At 63.5% G+C, this 22,446-nt stretch carries 20 protein-coding genes; 11 read left to right on the top strand and 9 right to left on the bottom strand.

Features of this window, described 5'->3' with window-relative positions; all coding sequences use genetic code 11:
- Positions 1-23: 23 nt before the first annotated feature.
- The 5 genes from pstA to hutG form a co-directional block, all read right to left on the bottom strand.
- Entirely contained in the window at positions 24-1,358 is a 1,335-nt protein-coding gene (gene pstA, locus AC1ROT_RS17375; RefSeq protein ID WP_493000494.1) for a phosphate ABC transporter permease PstA, read from the bottom strand.
- Positions 1,351-2,733 (bottom strand): phosphate ABC transporter permease subunit PstC, encoded by a 1,383-nt coding sequence (gene pstC, locus AC1ROT_RS17370; RefSeq protein WP_493000493.1) that lies wholly within the window; start codon positions 2,731-2,733, stop codon positions 1,351-1,353. The genes pstA and pstC overlap by 8 nt, the downstream gene beginning before the upstream one ends.
- Positions 2,734-2,825: 92 nt before the next feature.
- The gene (locus AC1ROT_RS17365; protein ID WP_492971301.1) at positions 2,826-3,869 is read right to left on the bottom strand and encodes a PstS family phosphate ABC transporter substrate-binding protein; all 1,044 of its coding nucleotides are present in this window, start codon (positions 3,867-3,869) and stop codon (positions 2,826-2,828) included.
- Between the two features lie 149 nt (positions 3,870-4,018).
- Entirely contained in the window at positions 4,019-5,437 is a 1,419-nt protein-coding gene (locus AC1ROT_RS17360) for an ATP-binding protein (RefSeq protein ID WP_493000491.1), read from the bottom strand.
- On the bottom strand, positions 5,434-6,240 hold the full coding sequence (gene hutG, locus AC1ROT_RS17355; RefSeq protein ID WP_493000490.1) for an N-formylglutamate deformylase: 807 nt from the start codon (positions 6,238-6,240) through the stop codon (positions 5,434-5,436). The genes AC1ROT_RS17360 and hutG overlap by 4 nt, the downstream gene beginning before the upstream one ends.
- Positions 6,241-6,400: 160 nt before the next feature.
- On the opposite strand from hutG, the gene AC1ROT_RS17350 reads away from it, so the two are divergent.
- From AC1ROT_RS17350 to soxZ, 3 genes are all read left to right on the top strand, one after another.
- A complete protein-coding gene (locus AC1ROT_RS17350; RefSeq protein ID WP_492971304.1) occupies positions 6,401-7,051 on the top strand; it encodes a TerC family protein in 651 nt (216 codons plus the stop codon).
- 88 nt (positions 7,052-7,139) lie between these two features.
- Positions 7,140-7,598: a thiosulfate oxidation carrier protein SoxY gene (locus AC1ROT_RS17345; RefSeq protein WP_493000488.1), complete on the top strand. Its 459-nt coding sequence runs from the start codon at positions 7,140-7,142 to the stop codon at positions 7,596-7,598.
- A 2-nt stretch (positions 7,599-7,600) separates the two neighbouring features.
- Positions 7,601-7,930 carry a thiosulfate oxidation carrier complex protein SoxZ gene (soxZ, locus tag AC1ROT_RS17340; RefSeq protein ID WP_493000486.1) on the top strand — a complete coding sequence of 110 codons (330 nt, stop codon included), beginning with the start codon at positions 7,601-7,603 and terminating at the stop codon, positions 7,928-7,930.
- On the opposite strand, the gene AC1ROT_RS17335 is transcribed toward soxZ, so the two are convergent.
- Complete coding sequence (locus tag AC1ROT_RS17335) at positions 7,931-8,923, bottom strand: response regulator transcription factor (protein ID WP_493000485.1); 993 nt, start codon at positions 8,921-8,923, stop codon at positions 7,931-7,933.
- Between the two features lie 56 nt (positions 8,924-8,979).
- Complete coding sequence (hrpB, locus tag AC1ROT_RS17330) at positions 8,980-11,514, bottom strand: ATP-dependent helicase HrpB (RefSeq protein ID WP_493000483.1); 2,535 nt, start codon at positions 11,512-11,514, stop codon at positions 8,980-8,982.
- A gap of 54 nt (positions 11,515-11,568) precedes the next feature.
- Between hrpB and AC1ROT_RS17325 the strand changes: the two genes are divergently transcribed.
- The 6 genes from AC1ROT_RS17325 to AC1ROT_RS17300 all read left to right on the top strand — a co-directional run bounded on the left by AC1ROT_RS17325 (position 11,569) and on the right by AC1ROT_RS17300 (position 17,290).
- Positions 11,569-12,516, top strand: a complete 948-nt coding sequence (locus AC1ROT_RS17325) for a DMT family transporter (protein ID WP_492971309.1) — start codon at positions 11,569-11,571, stop codon at positions 12,514-12,516.
- Positions 12,517-12,652: 136 nt separating this feature from the next.
- Positions 12,653-13,408 carry an ABC transporter ATP-binding protein gene (locus AC1ROT_RS17320; protein WP_493000482.1) on the top strand — a complete coding sequence of 252 codons (756 nt, stop codon included), beginning with the start codon at positions 12,653-12,655 and terminating at the stop codon, positions 13,406-13,408.
- Complete coding sequence (locus tag AC1ROT_RS17315) at positions 13,401-14,111, top strand: ABC transporter ATP-binding protein (RefSeq protein WP_492971311.1); 711 nt, start codon at positions 13,401-13,403, stop codon at positions 14,109-14,111. Before AC1ROT_RS17320 ends, AC1ROT_RS17315 begins: the two co-directional genes overlap by 8 nt.
- A 27-nt stretch (positions 14,112-14,138) precedes the next feature.
- Complete coding sequence (locus AC1ROT_RS17310) at positions 14,139-15,350, top strand: ABC transporter substrate-binding protein (protein WP_492971312.1); 1,212 nt, start codon at positions 14,139-14,141, stop codon at positions 15,348-15,350.
- Between the two features lie 64 nt (positions 15,351-15,414).
- Complete coding sequence (locus AC1ROT_RS17305; RefSeq protein WP_492971313.1) at positions 15,415-16,296, top strand: branched-chain amino acid ABC transporter permease; 882 nt, start codon at positions 15,415-15,417, stop codon at positions 16,294-16,296.
- A 10-nt stretch (positions 16,297-16,306) separates the two neighbouring features.
- Positions 16,307-17,290 (top strand): branched-chain amino acid ABC transporter permease, encoded by a 984-nt coding sequence (locus AC1ROT_RS17300; protein ID WP_493000481.1) that lies wholly within the window; start codon positions 16,307-16,309, stop codon positions 17,288-17,290.
- 66 nt (positions 17,291-17,356) lie between these two features.
- Here the strand turns inward: AC1ROT_RS17300 and rfbA are convergent, their stop codons facing one another.
- Positions 17,357-18,226, bottom strand: a complete 870-nt coding sequence (gene rfbA / locus AC1ROT_RS17295; protein WP_493000479.1) for a glucose-1-phosphate thymidylyltransferase RfbA — start codon at positions 18,224-18,226, stop codon at positions 17,357-17,359.
- Complete coding sequence (gene rfbB / locus AC1ROT_RS17290) at positions 18,223-19,293, bottom strand: dTDP-glucose 4,6-dehydratase (protein WP_493000477.1); 1,071 nt, start codon at positions 19,291-19,293, stop codon at positions 18,223-18,225. The genes rfbA and rfbB overlap by 4 nt, the downstream gene beginning before the upstream one ends.
- A gap of 123 nt (positions 19,294-19,416) precedes the next feature.
- Between rfbB and uvrB the strand changes: the two genes are divergently transcribed.
- Together uvrB and AC1ROT_RS17280 are read left to right on the top strand one after the other, a co-directional pair.
- Positions 19,417-21,654: an excinuclease ABC subunit UvrB gene (gene uvrB, locus AC1ROT_RS17285; protein WP_493000475.1), complete on the top strand. Its 2,238-nt coding sequence runs from the start codon at positions 19,417-19,419 to the stop codon at positions 21,652-21,654.
- Positions 21,654-22,445 (top strand): SDR family oxidoreductase, encoded by a 792-nt coding sequence (locus tag AC1ROT_RS17280; RefSeq protein ID WP_493000473.1) that lies wholly within the window; start codon positions 21,654-21,656, stop codon positions 22,443-22,445. Before uvrB ends, AC1ROT_RS17280 begins: the two co-directional genes overlap by 1 nt.
- Position 22,446 lies beyond the last annotated feature (1 nt).

Here is a 22,446-nt window from a genome sequence, read left to right as displayed (position 1 = left end):
GGGTGTGGCTTCACGCGTCAGGCCTACCAGCGGCGTTCGAATTTCTTGCGCAGCAAAATGGCGGCCAGGTTCATCAGCAACAGGAAGACCAGCAGGACGATGATGGCTGCCGAAGTCTTTTCGACAAAGCCACGCTCCGAACTGTCAGCCCACATGAAAATCTGCACCGGCAGCACGGTGGCGGCATCGACCGGTGTGGCCGGGATATCGACGATGAAGGCGACCATGCCGATCATCAGCAGCGGCGCGGTCTCGCCCAGCGCATGGGCCATGGCAATGATCGTGCCGGTCAGAATGCCCGGCATGGCCAGCGGCAGCACATGATGCAGCACCACCTGCAGCGGCGAGGCGCCAAGGCCCATGGCGGCCTGGCGGATCGAGGGCGGTACGGCACGCAGGGCGGCACGGGAGGCGATGATGATCACCGGCAGGCTCATCAGCGCCAGCACCAGGCCACCGACCAGCGGCGCCGATCGCGGCATACCGAAGAACCCGATGAAGACGGCCAGGCCAAGCAGGCCGTAAACGATGGATGGCACGGCAGCCAAGTTATTGATGTTGACCTCGATGACTTCGGTCCAACGGTTCTTCGGGGCAAATTCTTCCAGATAGATCGCCGCCATGATGCCCAGCGGGAAAGCGACCACCAGGGTTACGATCAGGGTGAAGAACGATCCCACCACGCCGCCCCAGACACCGACCAGTTCAGGTTCGCGACTGTCGGCGCCGGTGAAGAAGCGGGTGTTGAACTGCAGTTCCAGATCGCCGGTCGACCGCAGGGTTTCGATCCAGCGGACCTGGTTGTCCTTGACCCGGCGCTGGTCTTCCGGTGCGTTGACATCGACCTGCTTCTTGACGAAGACATCGATATCCGAGGAGGTCGGCAGCCAGACCTTGATGGTCTGACCGATCAGGGTCGGATCGGCAACCACCATGCGGGCAACCTGCGGCTCTGCGCCGGAGCTGACCAAGGCCTGCAGACGGCGGCGGTCGCCGCGAGACTGCGCCTCAGGAAACTTCTTCTGCAGCGTCTCCAGGATGATGCCGCCGTAATTGCCCTGCATGATCTTGCGGGTATCGGTGGTACCAACCGGCGCGATCTGTTCGGCACTCAGCTGCAGATCCAGCCGGATATGGGTCTGCTGAAACGCGGTGAAGCCGTTCGAGGCGATGGTGACGAGCAGGACCACCAGCGCCGCCAGCGAGAACAGGATGGCGGCCAGACCGATCAGCTTGAAGCGGCGCTCAGAGGCATAACGGGCCTTGAGGCGGCTTCTGGCCTCTTCGGTCATGTGTATGCCGGGCGACACGGCAGTCGGCGCCGCATTCGGAACAGTATCGGCGAGAATATCAGTCATATTGTTCCCGGTATTTCTTGACGATGCGCAGGGCAACGATGTTCAGGCTGAGCGTGACGATGAACAGCACCAGACCCAGGGCGAAGGCGGCCAGTGTCTTGGGGCTGTCGAATTCCTGGTCGCCAACCAGCAGCGAGGCGATATGCACGGTTACCGTGGTGACGGCTGCCAGCGGATTCGCCGTCAGGTTGGCAGCCAGGCCGGCCGCCATCACCACGATCATGGTTTCGCCGAGCGCACGGCTGAAGGCAAGGATGACCGACGCCGCGATGCCCGGCAGCGCGGCAGGCAGAATAACCCGCTTGATCGTTTCCGACTGCGTGGCGCCGAGTCCGTAAGAACCATCGCGCAGGCTCTGCGGCACGGCGTTGATCACGTCGTCCGACAGCGAGGAAACGAACGGGATAATCATGATGCCCATGACGAGGCCGGCGGCGAGCGCCGACTGCGAGGCGACCGCCAGGCCGATATTCTCACCTATATCCCGAATGAACGGCGCCACCGTGAGGGCGGCGAAGAAGCCGTAGACCACGGTGGGAATGCCGGCCAGCACTTCCAGGGCAGGCTTGGCAAAGGCGCGCACCCTGGGTGCAGCATATTCCGCCATATAGACGGCGGCCATCAGGCCGACCGGCACCGCGACGATCATGGCGATGGCGGCGATCAACAGGGTACCGGCAAACAGCGGCACCGCGCCGAAAGCACCCGACGAACCGACCTGGTCAGCACGGATCGCCATCTGCGGCGACCAGGTGAGACCGAACAGGAATTCGAAAGGATTAACCGCCGCGAAGAACCGCATCGCTTCGAAGACCAGCGAGAGCACAATGCCCACCGTTGTCATGACCGCCAGGGTCGAGCTGACGATCAGCAGCACATTGGCCACCTGCTCGACGCGGTTGCGTGCCCGGAAACCGGCCGCGATACGGCTGCGGCCGAACAGCAGGCCGGCAATGCCCAATGCGAGAACGATCACCCACAGAGCCGTAGTGCCGATCTGGCGCAGGCTGATGTAATGCTCAACCACCGGGCGGATCGTTGCATCGGCCTTGTCCAGCGGAATGTTGCCATAGGCCATGTTGCGAATGTCGGAGATCACCAGGCCGAGCTGGTCGACTGGCAGGCGGCGAACCGCCTCGGGCAGTTCGGCAACCACCAGCTGGCGCACCAGCGTATCTTCGAACGAAATCCAGATGCCGAACAGCAGCAGCGCCGGCAGGCCGCACCAGATCACGACATACCAGCCGTAGAACATCGGCAGGGAGTGCAGGTTGCGGATTTTACCGCCGGCCGCAGCCAGCGCGCGGGACTTGCCCAGATAATAACCGGCGACAGTCAGGCCGATGAGAACCACGAACAGCAACGACAGCGACATCGTATTCCCCGGCGAAAAATTCAGTAAATGCGATAAGAAATTCAGTCGATCGAAAGAACCGGCGGCCGGAAACCCGGCCGCCGGAGCCGTCTTTACATGGACAGGTTGGTCAGGCCGGTCACCTGCGAGCGGACACTGTCCAGCTCCTTCTTCGGCATGGCGACAAGGCCCTTCTTCTCCAGGTAGCCGCCCTGCGCCATGGCGCGGTCGCTGACATACTCGGCGAGGAATTCCTTGATGCCCGGCACGACGCCGATATGGGCCTTCTTCGCATAGACGAAGAGCGGGCGTGACACCGGATACTTGCCATCCGAAATGGTGTCGAAGGTCGGGTCAATACCGTCGACCTTGGCGCCATGCAGCTTGTCCATGTTCTCTTCCAGGAAGGAGAAGCCGAACACACCCATCAGGCCCGGCTGACCCGAGGCCAGACGCTGCACGATCAGGTTGTCATTCTCGCCAGCCTCGATGAAGGCGCCGTCTTCACGGATCTTGCCGCAGGCCGTAGCCTTCGCCTTCGCATCGGCGATGGCATTCACTTCCGGGAACTTCTTGCAGCCGACATCCAGAACCAGTTCGACGAAGCTGTCGCGGGTGCCGGAGGTGGGCGGCGGGCCCATTACTTCGATCTTCCAATCCGGCAGGCTGGCATTGACCTGCTTCCAGGTCTTGTAGGGGTTCGGCGCCATCTGGCCGTTCACCGGTACCTGGGCGGCGAGCGCCAGCCAGATGTCTTCGCGCTTCAGGTTGATGTCCGGCGTGCCCTTCTTCAGGGCGACGGCGATGCCGTCAAAGCCGACCTTCATTTCCACGATGTCCTTCACGCCGTTGGTGGCGCAGGCATCGAACTCGGCCTTGGTCATGCGGCGCGAGGCATTGGTCATGTCGGGATGCTGGGTGCCGACGCCGCCGCAGAACAGCTTCATACCGCCGCCGGTGCCGGTGCTTTCCACGATCGGGGCCTTGAAGCCGCCCGACTGGGCAAAGCGCTCGGCCACCGTGGTGGTGAAGGGATAAACGGTCGAGGAGCCGACAACACGGATTTGATCGCGCGCCTGCTGCGCAGCGGCCGGTTCGGCGAGGCCGAGAGACGCCAGTGCGGCGAGCCCGGCGAGAAGGAGAGCCTTGTTGGTCACGGTATACCTCATCGTGGTTGGCATGGCGCAGGTCTGCGCCGCGGATCACCGAATGAGGGGCCTCAGAACGTGTCTCATCCGGTGGCCGCGACTCCTAAGGCGACCGGGTGACATGGTTATTTCAGTTATATTGCACTCGTGTGACAGTGCTAGACCGGTTTGGCGCTTGTCTCAGATGAATAGGGAACAGATGGCAGACGAATGATGAATTCGCTGCCTTTCCCGAGTTCGGATTCAATGACAAGCCGGCCCCGATGGCGGTTCACAATGTGCTTCACGATCGCCAGCCCGAGGCCGGTTCCGCCGAGATCCCGGCTGCGGGCCGAGTCGACCCGGTAGAATCGCTCGGTCAGGCGCGGCAGATGTTCGCGCGGGATGCCCTCACCCTCGTCGCGGATTCCCGCCTCGATCCCTTCACCGCTCGCCGCCCGGGCCAGACGAACCGTCACGGCGCTGTCGGGTCGGCCGTATTTGATCGCGTTGTCGATCAGATTCTGGAACACCTGCATCAGCTCGTCGCGCGCGCCCCGCACAGGCGGCAGACCATCGTCCAGCTGCAGAGCGATACGAATATTCTTCGCCCTGGCCTGCGGCTCCAGTGCGGCCGCGGCATCGCGCAGCAACGGCGCCAGGGCAACCGGTTCGGATGGATGATCGTGTTCGCGCATCTCGATCTGCGACAGCGACAGCAGATCCTGGATCAGGCGCGACATGCGGCCGGCTTGGTCGCGCATGATTCCGAGGAAGCGGACGCGCGCCGGTTCGTCATCCTTGGCCGGGCCCTGCAGGGTTTCGATGAAACCGACCAGCGAGGCCAGCGGCGTGCGCAACTCGTGGCTGGCATTGGCGACGAAATCGGCCCGCATCTTCTCGGCTTTGCGCAGGGCCGTCAGGTCATGCATCACCAGCACGGCCACCGCATCCTCGCGCGCTGCCGGCAGGGCCACGACGCGCAGCGAGAAGCTGCGGCCATCCGGCACCGGCAGCGTCAGGTCGGCCGATGCCATGCCGGTCTCGCCGCCCAGCACCGCATCGGCTGCCTGCAGCACCATCGGATGACGCAGGGCCACGGTGAGGTCGTTCCCCACGATATCGTTACCAAAGAATTTGCGGGCAGCGAAGTTGGCGCGTGCAATGCTGCGGCTACCGTCAAGCAACAGCACCGGATCGGGCAGCGCGTTGAGGATGGCATCGGCAGTGGTGCTCTGCAGTGCCACCTGGCCCTGTTCGTCAAGCAGCGTGTGGCGCAGGCGTTCGACGGTGACGCCGAGTTCACCGATCATGGTCAGCGCGCCCCAGTCGCTGCCGGTACGGGTCTCCACGCCGACAATCTCGTCGGTGCTGCGCAGCACCCGCCAGGCAGCAATGGTATGCCAGCCGGCAAAGATCGCCATGATGCCGAGCAGCGCCAGCAGCAGAGCCCAGAAGCCCAGCGGCGAGACGGCATCGTTCAGCCGGCCAAGCAGCAGCACCGCCGTCACTGGCACGCCGAGCATCAGGAACAGGCTGAGCCAGCGCATCAGCGGATAGCGCATCTTCGGCAGTTGCTTGTCGCCGCTTCCACTCATGTTGCGGGCCGCCAGCGCAGCAACGTATCCACTAGCCCCTGCAGTACGGCGATTAACGGTGCCGCGCGCTTGGCATCCCAGCGCTCCAGATCCGCCTCGTCCATGTAGCAGCTCTGCGCCATTTCCAGCTGCAGCGCATGCAGGCCGTTCGCGGGCTGGCCGTATTGCCGCGTGATATAGCCGCCCTTGAAGCGGCCGTTATGGATATGGGTGAAACCGGCGGCATCGCTCAACACGCCATAGGCGGCAGCGGCGAGGTCGGGCGCACAGCTGCGGCCTTCGTTGGTGCCGAGATTGAGGTCGGGCAGCTTACCCTGGAAGAAGCGCGGTGCTTCGCTGACGATGCTGTGGCCATCGAGCAGGATGGCGTAACCGTGACGCGTCCGGATCGCCGCCAGCTCCGCCGCAAGCCGGGCATGGTAGGGCCGCCAGTAGGCATCGGCGCGTTCTGCGATCTCGGCCGCGGCCGGCGCCTGGCCGTCCCGGTAAAGCGGCGCGCCATCGAAACCGCCGGTCGGGCAGAGTTCCGTATTGTCGGCACCGGGATACAACGCCCGCCCATCCGGGTCTCGATTGAGATCGACCACGTAGCGCGAATGGGTCGCTACCATCAGCCCTGCCCCTGCTGCAGCTGCGAAGGCATACAGTTTCTCCACATGCCAGTCGGTGTCGGCCAGACGACGGGCCGATGGCGTCAGACGTCCGGCCAGACCGGGGCTGAGCTGCAGCCCGGCATGGGGAATATTGACCAGTAACGGGGTCTGGCCGGGGATCATATCGTACAGAGCGCTGTTTTCGGTCATAGCAGGACTGGAAATGAGGGGCAGACATAGGTAACAAAGCGCCACGGGCGCGCCAAGGCACCATCCGGCTGACATGGAGAATTCATGTTTGAGCCGGACATGGGATTCCCCTAGAGTGCGCCGCTTCGTTCTTACCCGCCAGGCAAATCAAGGCAGTTCGATGGATATCACCCTCCTGGGCTTCACGATCACGGCAGCCGAAATCAGCGCCTTCGCGCAAGTCATCCTGATCGACGTCATCCTGTCCGGCGATAACGCCATCGTCATCGGCATGGCTGTCGCCGGCCTACCGGCCGAGCTGCGCAACAAGATCATCGTTTACGGCATTCTCGCCGCCACCCTGCTGCGCATCCTGTTCGCTAGCGTGGCCGTGCAGCTGCTGCAGATCATCGGCCTCACTCTGGCCGGCGGCATCCTGCTGCTCTGGGTAGCCTGGAAGATGTGGCGCGAGCTGCGCGCCCAGGCCAAGGCCGCCAAGGAAGGCAGCCACGAGGAGAAAGCCGAGAAGCCGGCGCCAAAGACCCAGCGCGAAGCGGTCATCCAGATCATCGTCGCCGATCTGTCGATGTCGATCGACAACGTGCTGGCGGTGGCCGGTGCGGCGCGCGAGCATCCCTACATCCTCGGCTTCGGCTTGGTCCTGTCGATCGCGCTGATGGCCGTGGCGTCCAAGTTCATTGCCCGTCTGCTCGACCGGTACCACTGGATCGCCTATGTCGGCCTGATCATCATCGCCTATGTGGCGCTCAAGATGATCTGGGACGGCGGTTTGCAGGTCGCGCCTTTCGTTCCCGGCCTGACTGGCGGCTGAGGCAGCACCAGCCGTTTCACACACAATCCGCACCGTTTAACGACGGTGCGGATTTTTTTATGCATGATTGGCGCTATATACTGAAGCCATGACCGATCCGCAGACCCTCAGCCGGCGTCAGGCCGTCACCACTCTTGGCCTCGGCACCCTGGGCATCACCATGTTGCCGCAGGAAGCCGCCGCTACACCGGACAGCGCCCGCAAGCTGCTGTCCGACCTGGTGAAGACCGAGCCCAAACCCGGCCGCGTGCGTATCAGCACGCCCGAGGTGGCCGAGAACGGCAATACCGTGCCGCTGACGGTGAGCATCGACAGCCCGATGACCGAGACTGATCATGTCACGGCTATTCATGTGCTGGCTGATCGCAATCCACTACCGGGCGTGATCAGTATGGCGCTCAGCCCCCTGAGCGGCAAGGCGGAGGTGTATCTGCGCATCAGGCTGTCGGAAAGCCAGACGGTGATTGCGGTGGCACAGATGAGCGATGGCAGCGCCTGGATTGCGACGCGCCAGGTGATCGTCACCATCGGCGGCTGCGGGAGCTGAGCATGGCCACCGATATCAAACCGCGCATACGCGTGCCGCAGACGGCAAAGAAGGGCGAGATCATCGAGATCAAGACTCTGGTCTCGCATCCGATGGAATCCGGCCAGCGCAAGGACGAGCAGAGCCGCCTGGTCCCGCGCAATATCGTCAACCGCATGATCGTCACCTTCAACGGCAAGCCGGTATTTGATGCCAGGCTGGAGGGCGCTGTGGCCGCCAATCCGGCAATCAATTTCCATCTGCGCTGCATGGAAAGCGGCCGGCTGGACTTTGCCTGGATCGATGACGACGGCGCCACGCACCGCGCCAGCCAGACCATCACCGTCGGCTGATTATTGCGCCGATGGCGCTTCGCCGACCTCCCGGGCCGCCTTGCGGGCACGGAAGCGGTCGATGGCAATAGCCACTTCGCCCGCCAGTGCCGACGCATCCCGATCGGGATTGAAGAAGGCCAGCACCGCATCAGCCAGCGTCTTCAGCAGGTCGAAAGATTTCTGCCACTCGAACGAAAACACGAAATCCTCGCCCTGCTGCAGCATCTGGCGCGACGGCAGCAACAGGCGATCACAGATTTGCGCCACATGGGCATATTCGGTATCGGCGACACGGCGTCGGATCTCCTCGGCCGAAACGATGAGATCCGCCAGCATGGTCAGTGTGGCGTCATCGGGCATCACCTGCTGCTTGTATAGCGGCACGATCTGCTCCGCGACGAAGGAGATGCGGAAAGCCGAGGCGCGCAGGCGCTGATGATTGACCTGATTGTTGGTCGCCATGATCGCCTGCTGCAGCAATCGCGCATCGATCGGTTCGCCGCGCAGCTTGGCGCGAATCGGATTGGGCACCTCGATCAGCGGCACTGTGCTGTCGCGGGCCGCCGCCTTGCGCCGGTCGGGCCCGATGTAATCGGAGGTCACGACGAAGGGCTTGCGGTTCATGCCCACCGTCTCGATGCGCTCGAGCAGCGCGCGGATCGACAGCGGCTTGATCAGCAGGTCGTCGGCGCCTGAATCGACGATCTTCCGCACAATCGACTGCTCGGCTTCCCAGGTCGTCAGGATCACCGGCATATAGGGATTGACGCCCAGGCGGCCGAGCCGCAGGTCGCGCACAAGCTGTATGGGATTGCCGCCCGGCAGGGCGATATCCATGAAAATGAGATCGGGATGCGCCACCGCCAGCAGGTCGGTGAAGCCTTCGAGGCTGTCGAATTCGCGCATATTGTTATAGCCGGCGCTGAACAGCGCCTGACGGTACAGCGACCGCGTGCCCGGGGCGGGATCGCCATATAGTATACGTACCTCGTTGCGCGGATCCGCAGGCATGGCGCGATCCTACGGAGAGGTTGTGACAACAACAAGCGTCTGCCTGCGTGCGAGGATCAGCGCGGCCTGGGCTTGGCCCGCGCTGTCGGCTGGGCCGCCAGCGGATTTTCCGGCCAGTCATGTTTGGGGTATTGGCCGCGCATCTCTGCCCGCACAGCGCGATAGCTCGACTGCCAGAAACCGGCGAGGTCGCTGGTCACCTGCAATGGCCGCCGCGCGGGCGACAACAGATGCAGCAACAGCTTCACCTTGCCCCCGGCAATCGCCGGCGTATCGGCATGGCCGAACATTTCCTGCAGGCGCACGGCCAGGACCGGCACCGCGCCCGATGTATAGTCCAGCGGGATATTCGAGCCGGACGGCACGCGCCAGTGGGTAGGCGCCTCGGCATCCAGCCGTTTCTGCTGCGTGTAGTCCAGTTGTGCGGTCAGGGCCGCGTGCAGATCGATCCCGGACAGCTGGGACAGCTTGGTCAGGCCTTCGATATACGGCGCCAGCCAGCCATCCAACCGTTCGGCCAGGGCTTCGTCGCTCATATCGGGCCAGTCGGCCGCCGTTGCCAGGGACTGGCGCAGCAAAGCAATGCGGGCCTGCCACTGCCGCAGGCCATCAGTCCACGGCAATGTCGCGGCAAGGCCTTTGCGACGGATCGCCTCCAGCAGGGCTGCACGAATCGCCTCGGCCGGAGGATCGCGCAGCGGCTTTTCGCGTAGCACCAGTGCACCCAGCCGGCGTTGCTGTCGCGCCAGCACTGCTTCGCTGCGCTCATCCCAGTCCACGGTTTCCCGCGTGACGATGGCGGCGCCCAGCTGACCCTCGATTTCGGCCTCGCTCAGCGGCGCGGCCAGGAAAACGCGCGCATCGGCCTGGGCACCATCGACCTCGGCAATCGCGAGATAGTCCTGGCTGCTCAGGCCATCCAGCGGATCGAGCCTGGCGCCACGGCCACCGCTGAGCAGAAAGCTGCCGGGCGCACGACGCTTGGCAATACGATCCGGATAAGCCAGCGCAACCAGCAGACCCGCCTCTTCCGTTGATCCGCTATGGGCCGGCGCCTTGATCTGACGGCGCCAGTCCGATGCCAGCCGGCGGATCTGGCGCACGGCATTCATATCGACGCGCAAACCATGCGGCGTCGTATCGCGTTCGGACTCGCCGGCAATAATCTCCAGCCGCCAGCGCAGGTCGGCATCGCGCGGTGCGCCCTTCGGGACCTTGGCGATGTCACGTTCGCCGAGCAGGGCCGCCAGCGCGCAGGCCAGACCGCCCAGCCCCATCTCGTGACCGCGGATCACCATATGCGCCAGCCGCGGATGCAGGGGCAGCTCGGCCATCGCCTTGCCATGAGGCGTGATCGCACCGGCCGTATCCAGCGCGCCCAGATCGCGCAGCAGGGCCTGGGCATACTGCATGGCGGCGGCCGGCGGTGCATCCAGCCAGGGCAAGGCATTGGCGTCGCGCACACCCCAGGCCGCCAGATCGAGCGCCAGTGGCGTCAGGTCGGTGACGGCGATTTCCGGGGCGGTGAATTTGGCCAGCCCGCCATGGGCTGCCTCGGCCCAGAGACGATAGGCAATGCCGGGGCCCAGGCGGCCGGCACGGCCACGGCGCTGGTCCGCCGAGGCCTGGCTGACGCGCAGGGTTTCCAGCTTCGCCATGCCGGTGCTGGGCGAGAACCGCGGTTGCCGCATATAGCCGCCATCGACCACCACCCGCACGCCTTCAATGGTCAGTGAACTTTCGGCAATCGAGGTCGAGAGCACGATCTTGCGCTGACCCGACGGGCTGGGCTGCAGGGCCCGGTCCTGCTGCTCGCCCGGCAGATCGCCATACAGCGGCTGTACCTGGACGTTGGCCGGCAGGCGCGCCTCTGTCAGCAGGGTTTCGACCCGCCGGATTTCAGCGACGCCCGGCAGGAAGACCAGCATGTCGCCATCGGTCTCATCCAGCGCCTGGCGCACCGTATCGGCCACAGCGAAGTCCTGGCGGGCCTGCGGTGCCGGCGGCCGCCAGCGGGTCTCGACCGGGAAGCTCTGGCCTTCGCCGGTCACCACCGGGCAGCCGCCCATCAGTTTGGCAAACGGCGCAGCATCAAGGGTCGCCGACATGGCGATCAGTTTGAGATCGGGTCGCAACGCCGCCTGCGCTTCCAGGCAGAGCGCCAGGGCCACGTCGGATTCCAGGCCGCGTTCGTGGCATTCGTCGAACAGCACGGCCGCCACGCCCTGCAGTTCCGGATCGCGCTGCAGCCGGCGCAGGAACACGCCGTCGGTGTTCAGCTCCAGGCGGGTATTCGGCCCGACCTTGCTGTCCAGCCGCACACGATAGCCGACCGTCTCGCCCACGGCCTCGCCCAGCAGATCCGCCATGCGCTTCGCCGCCATGCGAGCAGCCAGGCGGCGCGGCTCCAGCACGATGATGCGGCCGGCCTGCGCCCAACGCTCCTCCAGCAGGGCGAGCGGCAACACTGTCGTCTTGCCCGACCCTGGTGGCGCCTGCACGACCAGATTGGCCGATTGCGCCAAAGCCGCGGAAACAGCGGGCAAAACCGCATGAATCGGCAGCGCATGGGAGAGTTGCGTTTTTTGCAATGTTCGCGTGTCCAACAACCTGAAATGTTAATGCTTTAGAGCTACACCGAGCTGATGTCCGAAGTTCCCCTCGCCGCCACGCCGACCACCGCATCCCCCCTGATCAAGGCGATGGCGATGATGATCGGCTCAACGCTGTGCTTTACCGCCATGCATGCCTTGGTCGCCAAGGTGTCGCAAGGCCTACCACCCATCGAAGTGGCGTTTTTCCGCAACCTGTTTGGCTTCGTGGTCCTGTTCCCGGCCATCGTCAGCAGCCGCTTCCAGGCCTTCAGGACCACAAAGATTCACCTGCATGCCATCCGCGGGGCGCTGAACAGCACATCGATGATGATGTTCTTCACCGCCCTGGCAATTACGCCGCTGGCTGAAGCCACGGCATTGTCCTACACGGCGCCGCTGTTCATGACCATCGGCGCCGTGCTGGTGCTGCGCGAGAAGCTGCATGCCCGCCGCATTGCCGCTCTGGCGATCGGCTTCCTCGGCGCCCTGGTCGTGCTACGCCCCGGCGTCGTGCCGATCGGACTAGGCCCCCTGCTGGTTATTGGCTCGACCGTGCTCTGGGCCGGATCGATGATCGACATCAAGATCCTGGCCCGTACCGATTCCAGCCTGACCATTGCCACCTACATGGTGGTCTTCCTCATACCGATCACTTTCGTGGCCGCGCTGTTCGTCTGGCAGTGGCCGACCTGGGAACAACTACTCCTGCTGTTCATCCTGGGCGCCTGCGGCTCGGCCGGCCATATGCTGTTCACCGAGGCCTTCAAGCATGGGGACACGACCATGCTTATGCCTCTCGATTTCACCAAGCTGATCTGGGCCGCCATGCTTGGCTTCTTCTTCTTCGGCCAGGTGCCCGATCTCTGGACCTGGATCGGCGGCTCGGTGATTTTCGCCTGCGCCACCTATATTACCTATCGCGAGCACCAACTCGCCCGCCGGGCTGCCCGGGAAGCGGCCACCACTCCCCCGGCGGAAACTGTCCTGCCGCGAAGTTAGGCACAATATTCCTTAATTCCCGACACAACGCTTTGTAGCCCCGAGGCTATTTACAAGTACGGTCGAATCCCGTTTGATTTGCGCCGCGTCCGGAATACCGGCGCCAGGGAGCAAAAATCAAACAGCGTCTGGGATAATGACCGACGATTACATTCTCGCGACTTCAGGTCTGACCAAGGAATTCGCCGGCTTCATTGCGGTGAAGGACGTCAACCTGAATGTAAAACGCCACACCATCCATGCGCTGATCGGTCCGAACGGGGCCGGCAAGACGACGTTTTTCAACCTTCTGACCAAGTTCCTGAGCCCGAGCCGCGGGACGATCACCTATAACGGGCGAGATATCACTAGCCAGAAGCCGGCAGATATCGCGCGCAGCGGGATGGTGCGGTCGTTCCAGATCTCGGCGGTGTTTCCGCATCTGAGCCTGCTGGAAAACGTGCGCGTGGCACTGCAGCGTCCGCTGGGGACGAGCTTCCATTTCTGGAAGTCGGAAAGCAGCCTGAACGCGCTGAACGACCGCGCGGAAGAACTGCTGGAAGCTGTCGGTCTGATCGAGTATCGCAAGCACACCGCTGTCGAACTGCCCTACGGGCGCAAGCGGGCTCTGGAAATCGCCACGACGCTGGCGCTCGAGCCGGAGATGATGCTGCTGGACGAACCGATGGCCGGCATGGGCCACGAGGATATCAACAAGATTTCCGACCTGATCAAGAAAGTGGCGCAGAACCGTACGGTTCTGATGGTCGAGCACAATCTCAGTGTCGTCGCCAAGCTCAGCGACACCATCACGGTGCTGCGCCGGGGCGAGATCTTGGCGGAAGGCAACTACGACACCGTGTCGAAGAACCCGGAAGTGATCGAAGCGTATATGGGGACCGGCCATGCATAACGGTAAGGCAGAGCTGGCAGTATCCGGTCTGAACGCTTGGTATGGCGAGAGCCACATCCTGCATGGCATGCAGTTCGAGGTGAACAAGGGCGAGGTCGTGACCCTGCTGGGACGCAATGGCGCCGGCAAGACCACGACCATGAAGGCCGTGATGGGGATGATCCCGGCGCGCAAGGGCTCGGTAAGCTTCGAGGGGCAGGAACTGATCCAGCTGCCGTCGAACAAGATCGCCAAGCTCGGGCTGGCCTTCTGTCCGGAAGAGCGCGGCATCTTCTCGAGCCTGAACGTCTACGAGAACCTGACGCTGCCGCCAGTGGTCAAGGCTGGCGGCATGAGCCTGGAGGAGATTTACCAGATCTTCCCCAACCTCAAGGAACGGCTGAAAAGCCAGGGCACCAAGCTCAGTGGCGGCGAGCAGCAGATGCTGGCGATCGGCCGCATCCTGCGCACCGGCGCGAACCTGTTGCTGCTGGACGAGCCGACCGAAGGTCTGGCGCCCGTCATCGTGCAGCAGATCGGCGCGATGATCCGTCTGCTGAAATCCAAGGGCTACACGATTTTGCTGGTCGAGCAGAACTTCCGCTTCGCCAGCACGGTGGCCGACCGCCACTACGTCGTCGAACACGGCAAGGTCATCGACATGATCCCGAACGACCAGGTCGCAACATCAACCAAGAAGCTTGAAACATATCTCGGTGTTTAACAGGCAGGTTTAACCAAGGAGGAAACGATGCGTTTAAAAACTTTGGCTGTTTCTGCGGCAGCTTTGCTCGCCGCCGGCAGTGCCAACGCCCAGTTTAGTGATGGCGTCATCAAGATCGGCGTGCTGAACGACCAGTCGGGCCTCTATGCCGATCTGTCGGGTCAGGGTTCGGTCTGGGCCGCCCGCAAGGCGGTGGAAGATTTCGGTGCCGCCGCCAAGGGCCTGAAGGTCGAGGTGGTCTTCGCCGATCACCAGAACAAGCCTGATATCGGCTCGAACATCGTCCGCCAGTGGTATGATGTCGACAAGGTCGATGTTGTCGCCGACGTTCCCACCTCCTCGGTGGCGCTCGCCGTCAACCAGATCAGCCGCGAGAAGAACAAGGTCTTCCTCGGTTCGGGCCCGGCAACGTCTGATCTGACCGGCAAGGTCTGCTCGCCCAACACCGTGCACTGGACCTATGACACCTGGGCTCTGGCCAACGGCACCGGCAAGGCGCTGGTGAAGACCGGCGGCGACAGCTGGTTCTTCCTCACCGCCGACTATGCCTTCGGCCATGCGCTGGAGCGCGATACCAGCGAGTTGGTGAAGAACACCGGCGGCAAAGTGCTTGGCGCCGTGCGTCATCCCTTCCCGGGCACCGACTTCTCGTCCTTCCTGCTGCAGGCGCAGGCCTCGAAGGCGAAGGTCATCGGCCTGGCCAATGCCGGCGGCGATACCATCAACTCGATCAAGCAGGCGGCTGAATTCGGCATCACCGAAGGCGGTCAGAAGCTGGCGGCGATGCTGATGTTCATCACCGACGTTCATGCGCTCGGTCTGAAGACCGCTCAGGGCCTGACCTTCACCGAAGCCTGGTACTGGGATCTGAACGACTCCAACCGCGCCTTCGCCAAGGAATTCGCCGCCGCCAACAAGGGGCTCTATCCCTCGATGGTGCAGGCCGGTGTGTATTCCTCGGTGTTCCATTACCTGAAGGCCGTGGAAGCGCTGAAGAGCGATGCCGATGGTGTCAAGGTTGTGGAGAAGATGAAGGAACTGCCGACCGACGACAAACTGTTCGGCAAGGGCAGCATCCGTGTCGACGGCCGCCACGTCCATCCGATGTATCTCTTTGAAGCCAAGAAGCCGTCGGAGTCGAAGGGTCCGTGGGATTACGTGCATCTGCGCGCCACGATCCCCGCCGAAGAAGCCTTCCGTCCGCTTAAGGACGGCGGCTGCGAGCTGGTAAAGAGCTAAGTCTGCTAGCGGCGCCGGTAGCATCGACTACCGGCGCCGTACTTTTCCTCCCGGGGGACTTTCGATGTTCGAGTTGTTGGGCATTGCGCCGCAAATGCTGTTCGGCCAGCTGCTGCTGGGCCTGATCAATGGCGCCTTCTACGCCATGATGAGCCTGGGCCTGGCCGTGATCTTCGGCCTGCTCAACGTGATCAATTTCACCCACGGCGCCCAGTATATGATGGGCGCCTTCGTGGCCTGGATGCTGCTCAACTGGCTTGGCATTCCCTACTGGGGTGCGCTGGTCCTGGCGCCGGTGATCGTCGCCGCCAGCGGCATCCTGCTGGAAAAGCTGTTCCTGAAGCGCCTGTATCACCTGGACCATCTGTATGGCCTGCTGCTGACCTTCGGCCTCGCCCTGATGATCGAGGGCTTTTTCCGCAAGCAGTTCGGCTCAAGCGGCCTGCCTTACGCCAATCCGCTGCCCGGCGGCATGCGGCTCGACTTCATGTTCCTGCCCAACTACCGCGCCTGGGTCGTGGTGGCGTCTCTCGTGATCTGCTTCGGCACCTGGTTCATGATCGAGCGCACCAAGCTGGGCTCCTACCTGCGCGCCGCCACCGAGCGTCCCGACCTGGTCCAGGCCTTCGGCATCAACGTGCCGCGCATGATCACGCTCACCTACGGTTTCGGCGTCGGTCTGGCCGCCCTGGCTGGCGTGCTGGCCGCACCGGCCTATAACGTCAGCCCGGTGATGGGGTCCAACCTCATCATCATCGTCTTCGCCGTGGTCGTCATCGGCGGCATGGGCTCGATCCTGGGCGCCATCATCACCGGCTTCGCGCTAGGCATCATCGAGGGCCTGACCAAGGTCTTCTACCCCGAAGCCTCCAACACCGTGATCTTCATCATCATGGCCATCGTGCTGATGGTGAAGCCCGCCGGCCTGTTCGGCACCCAGAAGTAAGGGACCAGCCATGACTGCTGCCGCATCCGTCGCCGCCACTGCCGCCAAGCCCGGCACCGCCCGCAAGAACCGCGACCTGGCGATCTTCGCCGGCTTCATCGCACTCGCCCTGGTCGCGCCGGCCATGGTCTATCCGGTCTTCCTGATGAAGGTGCTGTGCTTTGCGCTCTTCGCGCTCGCCTTCAACCTGCTCATCGGCTATGTCGGCCTGCTGTCGTTCGGGCACGCCATGTTCTTCGGCTTCGCCGCCTATATCAGCGGCCATACCGTCAAGACGCTGGGCTGGTCGCCAGAACTCGGCATTCTGGCCGCCACCGCCTGTGCCGCTATCCTCGGCCTGGTCACCGGGCTGCTCGCCATTCGCCGCCAGGGCATTTATTTCGCCATGGTGACGCTGGCCCTCTCGCAGATGGTGTTCTTCTACTGCGTGCAGGCCAAGTTCACCGGCGGCGAAGACGGCATCCAGGCCATTCCGCGCCGCGCCCTCTTTGGCCTGATCGACACCAAGAACGATCTCGCCTTCTACTATGTCGTGCTGGCGATCTTCGCCTTCGGTTTCCTGGTGATCTGGCGCACCATCCATTCGCCGTTTGGCCAGGTGCTGAAAGCCATCCGCGAGAACGAGCCGCGTGCCATCTCGCTGGGCTATCGCGTCGATCATTACAAGCTGGTCGCCTTCGTGCTCTCGGCCGCCCTCGCCGGCCTTGCCGGTGCGACCAAGGCGCTGGTCTTCCAGCTCGCTTCGCTCACCGACGTCACCTGGCAGATGTCGGGTGAGGTCGTGCTGATGACGCTGGTCGGCGGCATGGGCACCGTCTTCGGGCCGATCGTCGGCGCCGGCATCATCATCACCATGCAGAACTATCTCGCCGGCTTCGGCGAGTGGGTGCTGGTCATCCAGGGCTTCATCTTCGTCGTCGTCGTGCTGGCCTTCCGCAAAGGCATCGTCGGTGAAATCGCAGCCTGGTGGCAGCGTCGCGAGGATCGCGCCTGATCGCAAAGCGCACATGAATCGAAAAGGCCCGGGTTTTCCCGGGCCTTTTTCTTTCTGCGGGTTTGTTCAGCCCTGCTTGAGGATCAGCCGCAGATACTGCCCGTAGGCATTCTTGCCATAAGCCGCCGCGATCTTTTCCACCTGGGCGGCATCGATATAGCCCTGCCGCCAGGCGATCTCTTCAGGCGCGGCGATCTTCAGACCCTGGCGTTTTTCCACTGTGGCGATGAAATTTCCGGCATCCAGCAGGCTGTCGGGCGTACCGGTATCCAACCAGGCAAAACCGCGGCCGAACAACTCGACGCTCAGATCGCCGCGCTGCAGATAGACGTTGTTGAGGTCGGTGATTTCCAGCTCGCCGCGCTTCGACGGCTTGAGATCGGCCGCGATATCGCAGACCGTGCGGTCATAGAAATACAGCCCCGTCACCGCCCAGTTGCTGGGCGCCGGATCGGGCTTTTCGATGATGGCTTTCACGTTTTTGTCGGCGCCGAGTTCCAGGACACCGTAGCGTTCCGGATCGGCAACCCAGTAGCCGAACACGGTGGCGCCGGTCTCGCGTTCAGCAGCCCGCTGCAGGATGGCGCCAAAGCCTTCGCCGTAGAAGATATTGTCGCCCAGCACCAGGGCGCAGCGGTCGCCGGCGATGAAATCGCGGCCGATGATGAAGGCCTGCGAGATGCCCTTGGGTTCGGGCTGCACGGCATAGGAGATCGACAGGCCCCACTGGCTGCCATCATGCAGCAGGCTGCTGAAGGCTTCGGCGTCGCGCGGCGTGGTGATCACTAGGATGTCGCGAATGCCGGCCAGCATCAGGGTGCTGAGCGGGTAGTAGATCATCGGCTTGTCATAGACCGGCAGCAGCTGTTTGCTGGTCACCGTGGTGGCCGGATGCAGCCGGCTGCCGGTGCCGCCGGCGAGAATGATGCCCTTCATGCCTTCGCCCCCGCCTTGTCCGATCCCAGGCCGATACGGCCGCGGTCATAGGCCTGGCCGGCATTGCGGCACCAGGCCGAATTGTCGAGATACCACTGCACCGTCGCCGTCAGGCCTGCCTGCAGGTCATAAGACGGTTTCCAGCCCAGCTCGCGCTCGGCCTTGCTCGGATCGATGGCATAGCGCGCATCATGGCCCGGCCGGTCGGTGACATAGGTGATCAGCGAGGCGTAGCCCTTGCGATCCTGCCGCGGCACCAGCGTGTCGAGGATGGCACAGAGCCGATTGACCAGGTCGATGTTGCGCTGCTCGCCCTTGGCGCCGACCAGATAGGTCTCGCCCGGGCGGCCCTTCTCCACCGCCAGCTGCAGGGCAGCAGCATGGTCCTCGGCATGGATCCAGTCGCGTACCTGCTGGCCCTTGCCATAGATCGGCAGTGGCTTGCCTTCCAGAGCATTCAGCACGGTGAGTGGGATCAGCTTTTCCGGGAACTGATACGGGCCGTAATTGTTGCCGCAATTGGTGATCAGGATCGGCAGGCCATAGGTGCGACCGAAGGCGCGCACCAGATGGTCGGCGGCCGCCTTGCTCGCGGCATAAGGCGAGTTCGGCTGGTAGGGGCTGTGCTCGTCGAACAGGCCGGTCTCGCCCAGCTCGCCGTAGACCTCGTCGGTGGACACCTGCAGGTGACGGAACTGCTGCTTCGCCGTACCATCCAGTCCACGCCAGTGTTCCAGCCCGGCTTCCAGCAGCACCAGGCTGCCGGTCACATTGGTTTCGATAAACGGTGCCGGACTGTCGATCGAACGGTCGACATGGCTTTCGGCCGCCAGGTGATAAACCGCCTGCGGCTTTACCTCGGCGTAGATGCGCCGGATCGCCGCGCGATCGCAGATATCGACCTGCTCAAAACGATGCAGGTCCGGATGCGGCAGGCCCGCCAGATTGTCCGGGTTGCCGGCATAGGTCAGCTTGTCGATGGTGACGACAGGACGCTTCTGGGCATTCAGGCGGCGGACAAGGGCGGAGCCGATAAACCCGGCGCCGCCGGTAACGATCACGGTCATGACAGGTCTCCCTGTGGAAATGTATACCGGAGCCCCTTCCGGGCTGAAAGACTTGGCCGGAATACCTGACAGCTTCTAACCTGCGGGTTGGCGACAGGCGGCAGACGCACCATATTGGCAGCCATGAGCCAGACCTCCAGCACCCCGTCCCAGAGCATGGAACGCGAAATCGAGGATCCGGACCGTTTCGCCGATGCGAACTTCCCGGATTTCGTGCCGCACCGCCCGCCGCGCCCCGACAAGAGCGAGGGCGGCATTGCCTATGACCTGCAGGCCCCCTACGAGCCCAAAGGCGACCAGCCGACCGCCATCGCGGAACTGACCGACGGCATCCTGAAGGATGAGCGCGACCAGGTGCTGCTTGGCGTCACCGGTTCGGGCAAGACCTTCACCATGGCGCAGATCATTGCCCGCACCGGCCGGCCGGCCCTGATCCTGGCGCCGAACAAGACATTAGCCGCACAGCTTTATGGCGAGATGAAGGCCTTCTTCCCCAACAACGCGGTGGAATACTTCGTTTCCTATTACGACTACTACCAGCCGGAAGCCTATGTCGCCCGCAGCGACACCTATATCGAAAAGGATTCTTCCGTAAACGAGCAGATCGACCGCATGCGCCATTCGGCCACGCGCGCCCTGCTCGAGCGGGACGACGTCATCATCGTGGCCTCGGTCTCCTGCATCTACGGTATCGGCTCGGTCGAAACCTATTCGGAGATGACGCTGAACCTGAAGGCCGGCGACCGTCTCGATCGCGATACGCTGCTGCGCCGTCTGGTCGACCTGCAGTATCGGCGCAACGACACCGCTTTTGCCCGTGGTGCCTTCCGCGTGCGGGGCGATGGCGTGGAGATCTTCCCTTCCCATATGGAAGACCGTGCCTGGCGTCTGTCGTTGTTCGGCGACGAACTGGAAAGCATCGTCGAGTTCGATCCGCTGACCGGCCACAAGACCGGCAGCATGGAGGCTGTGAAGCTCTACGCCAACAGTCACTATGTGACGCCGAAGCCAACGCTCAATCAGGCCATCGAGCAGATCAAGATCGACCTGCGCCTGCGGCTGGACCAGCTCAACAAAATGGGTCGCCTGGTGGAAGCGCAGCGGCTGGAGCAGCGCACCAGCTTCGACCTGGAAATGATGGTAGCCACCGGCGCCTGCGCCGGCATCGAAAACTATTCCCGTTACCTCACCGGCCGCGGCCCCGGCGCGCCGCCGCCCACGCTGTTCGAATACCTGCCCGACAACGCCCTGCTGTTCGTCGACGAAAGCCATGTCACGGTGCCGCAGATCGGCGGCATGTTCCGCGGCGACTTCCGGCGCAAGGCAACACTGGCCGAATACGGCTTCCGCCTGCCCTCCTGCATCGACAACCGGCCGCTGCGTTTCCGCGAATGGGAACAGTTGCGGCCCCAGAGCGTGTTCGTCTCGGCCACGCCGGGCAAATGGGAGATGGAACGCACTGGCGGCGCCTTCTCCGAGCAGGTGATCCGCCCCACCGGCCTGATCGATCCGGTGACTGAAATCCGCCCTGTCGAGCATCAGGTCGATGACCTGCTGGCCGAATGCAAGGAGATGGTTCGCAAAGGCCACCGCGTGCTGGTCACCACCCTGACCAAACGCATGTCGGAAGACCTGACCGAATACATGACCGAAGTCGGCCTGAAGGTGCGCTACCTGCATTCGGACATCGAAACGCTGGAGCGTATCGAAATCCTGCGCGACCTGCGGCTCGGCGTCTTCGATATCCTGATCGGCATCAACCTGCTGCGCGAGGGCCTGGATATTCCCGAATGCGCCTTGGTCGCTATCCTGGATGCCGACAAGGAAGGCTTCCTGCGCTCGGAAACCTCACTGGTGCAGACCATTGGCCGCGCCGCCCGCAACGTCGAGGGCCGCGCCATCCTCTATGCCGACAAGATCACCAACAGCATGAAGCGCGCGCTGGACGAGACCGCCCGGCGCCGCGCCAAGCAGCAGGCCTATAACGAAGCCAATGGCATCACCCCGGAAAGCATCCGCAAGCAGATCGGCGATATCCTGCAGTCGGTCTACGAACAGGACCACTTCACTGTCGATGCCGGCGATGCGGCCGGCGGCCATCTGGTGGGCAACAACCTGAAGGCCCATCTGGCCGAACTGGAAAAGCGCATGCAGGATGCGGCCGGCAACCTGGAATTCGAGGAAGCCGCCCGCCTGCGCGACGAAATCAAGCGGCTGGAGATGAATGAGCTGGAAATCGGCATCCTGAACCGCAAGCCGCTCGGCCTGTCCGAGGAAGCCGCTGCCGCGCCACGCCCTGCCGGTCGCTCGACGGCCGGCCGCGCCGGCTCGCGGCGCGCCTATCGCGGCAGCAAACGCTGATGGCCGCCGTTTCCCCTCTGGCGCCCACCGCGCTGGTCACCGGCGCCGGCCGTCGCATCGGCCGGGCTATCGCCCTGTATCTGGCCGGGCGCGGCTATCACCTTGCCGTTCACTGCAACGCCTCGCGCGACGAAGCCGAAACGCTGGTTGCCGAGATAATGCGGTCCGGTGGCAAGGCTGCCGTCGTGCAGGCCGATCTGGCAGACCATCAGGCGGTTGCCGGCCTGACAGACCAGGCCGCCATGGCTCTGGGTCCGCTGTCGCTGCTGGTCAACAATGCCTCGATCTTCGATTACGACCATGTCGAGACGGCAACGGAAGCCGGCTGGGACAGCCATCTCGATATCAACCTGAAAGCGCCCTTCTTCCTGGCGCAGGCCTTCGCCCGCCAGCTGCCGGATGGCATTGCTGGGAATATCGTCAATCTGGTCGATATGCGGGTCTGGCGCCTGACGCCGCACTTTGCCTCCTACACCGTCTCCAAGGCCGGTCTGTGGAGCCTGACCCAGACCCTGGCCATGGCCCTGGCGCCCCGAATCCGGGTCAATGCCATCGGCCCGGGCCCGGTGCTGCCCAGTCCGCGCCAGTCGGATGCGCAGTTCCGCAAGCAATGGGACGCCACGCCGCTGAAACGGGGTGCCGAACCGGGCGAGATTGCCGCAGCCATCGGATTCCTGCTTGACGCCCCGGCCGTCACGGGCCAGATGATCGCCCTGGATGGCGGCCAGCATCTGCCCTGGCAACAGGGTGGGGCGCCGCTCACAGGAAGTCCCGGCGAGCCGGAGGAATGAG

This window comes from Ferrovibrio sp. GW821-FHT12E11, assembly GCF_058806975.1.
Note: the sequence above shows the minus strand (reverse complement) of the source record. Positions and strands in the feature narration are given on the sequence as shown.

Excerpts from the sequence above, each read along its gene's own strand:
- pstA (WP_493000494.1), bottom strand. The coding sequence starts at position 1,358 with ATGACTGATATTCTCGCCGATACTGTTCCGAATGCGGCGCCGACTGCC.
- pstC (WP_493000493.1), bottom strand. The coding sequence starts at position 2,733 with ATGTCGCTGTCGTTGCTGTTCGTGGTTCTCATCGGCCTGACTGTCGCC.
- AC1ROT_RS17360 (WP_493000491.1), bottom strand. The coding sequence starts at position 5,437 with ATGAGTGGAAGCGGCGACAAGCAACTGCCGAAGATGCGCTATCCGCTG.
- hutG (WP_493000490.1), bottom strand. The coding sequence starts at position 6,240 with ATGACCGAAAACAGCGCTCTGTACGATATGATCCCCGGCCAGACCCCG.
- AC1ROT_RS17350 (WP_492971304.1), top strand. The coding sequence starts at position 6,401 with ATGGATATCACCCTCCTGGGCTTCACGATCACGGCAGCCGAAATCAGC.
- AC1ROT_RS17345 (WP_493000488.1), top strand. The coding sequence starts at position 7,140 with ATGACCGATCCGCAGACCCTCAGCCGGCGTCAGGCCGTCACCACTCTT.
- soxZ (WP_493000486.1), top strand. The coding sequence starts at position 7,601 with ATGGCCACCGATATCAAACCGCGCATACGCGTGCCGCAGACGGCAAAG.
- AC1ROT_RS17335 (WP_493000485.1), bottom strand. The coding sequence starts at position 8,923 with ATGCCTGCGGATCCGCGCAACGAGGTACGTATACTATATGGCGATCCC.
- AC1ROT_RS17325 (WP_492971309.1), top strand. The coding sequence starts at position 11,569 with ATGTCCGAAGTTCCCCTCGCCGCCACGCCGACCACCGCATCCCCCCTG.
- AC1ROT_RS17320 (WP_493000482.1), top strand. The coding sequence starts at position 12,653 with ATGACCGACGATTACATTCTCGCGACTTCAGGTCTGACCAAGGAATTC.
- AC1ROT_RS17315 (WP_492971311.1), top strand. The coding sequence starts at position 13,401 with ATGCATAACGGTAAGGCAGAGCTGGCAGTATCCGGTCTGAACGCTTGG.
- AC1ROT_RS17310 (WP_492971312.1), top strand. The coding sequence starts at position 14,139 with ATGCGTTTAAAAACTTTGGCTGTTTCTGCGGCAGCTTTGCTCGCCGCC.
- AC1ROT_RS17305 (WP_492971313.1), top strand. The coding sequence starts at position 15,415 with ATGTTCGAGTTGTTGGGCATTGCGCCGCAAATGCTGTTCGGCCAGCTG.
- AC1ROT_RS17300 (WP_493000481.1), top strand. The coding sequence starts at position 16,307 with ATGACTGCTGCCGCATCCGTCGCCGCCACTGCCGCCAAGCCCGGCACC.
- rfbA (WP_493000479.1), bottom strand. The coding sequence starts at position 18,226 with ATGAAGGGCATCATTCTCGCCGGCGGCACCGGCAGCCGGCTGCATCCG.
- rfbB (WP_493000477.1), bottom strand. The coding sequence starts at position 19,293 with ATGACCGTGATCGTTACCGGCGGCGCCGGGTTTATCGGCTCCGCCCTT.
- uvrB (WP_493000475.1), top strand. The coding sequence starts at position 19,417 with ATGAGCCAGACCTCCAGCACCCCGTCCCAGAGCATGGAACGCGAAATC.
- AC1ROT_RS17280 (WP_493000473.1), top strand. The coding sequence starts at position 21,654 with ATGGCCGCCGTTTCCCCTCTGGCGCCCACCGCGCTGGTCACCGGCGCC.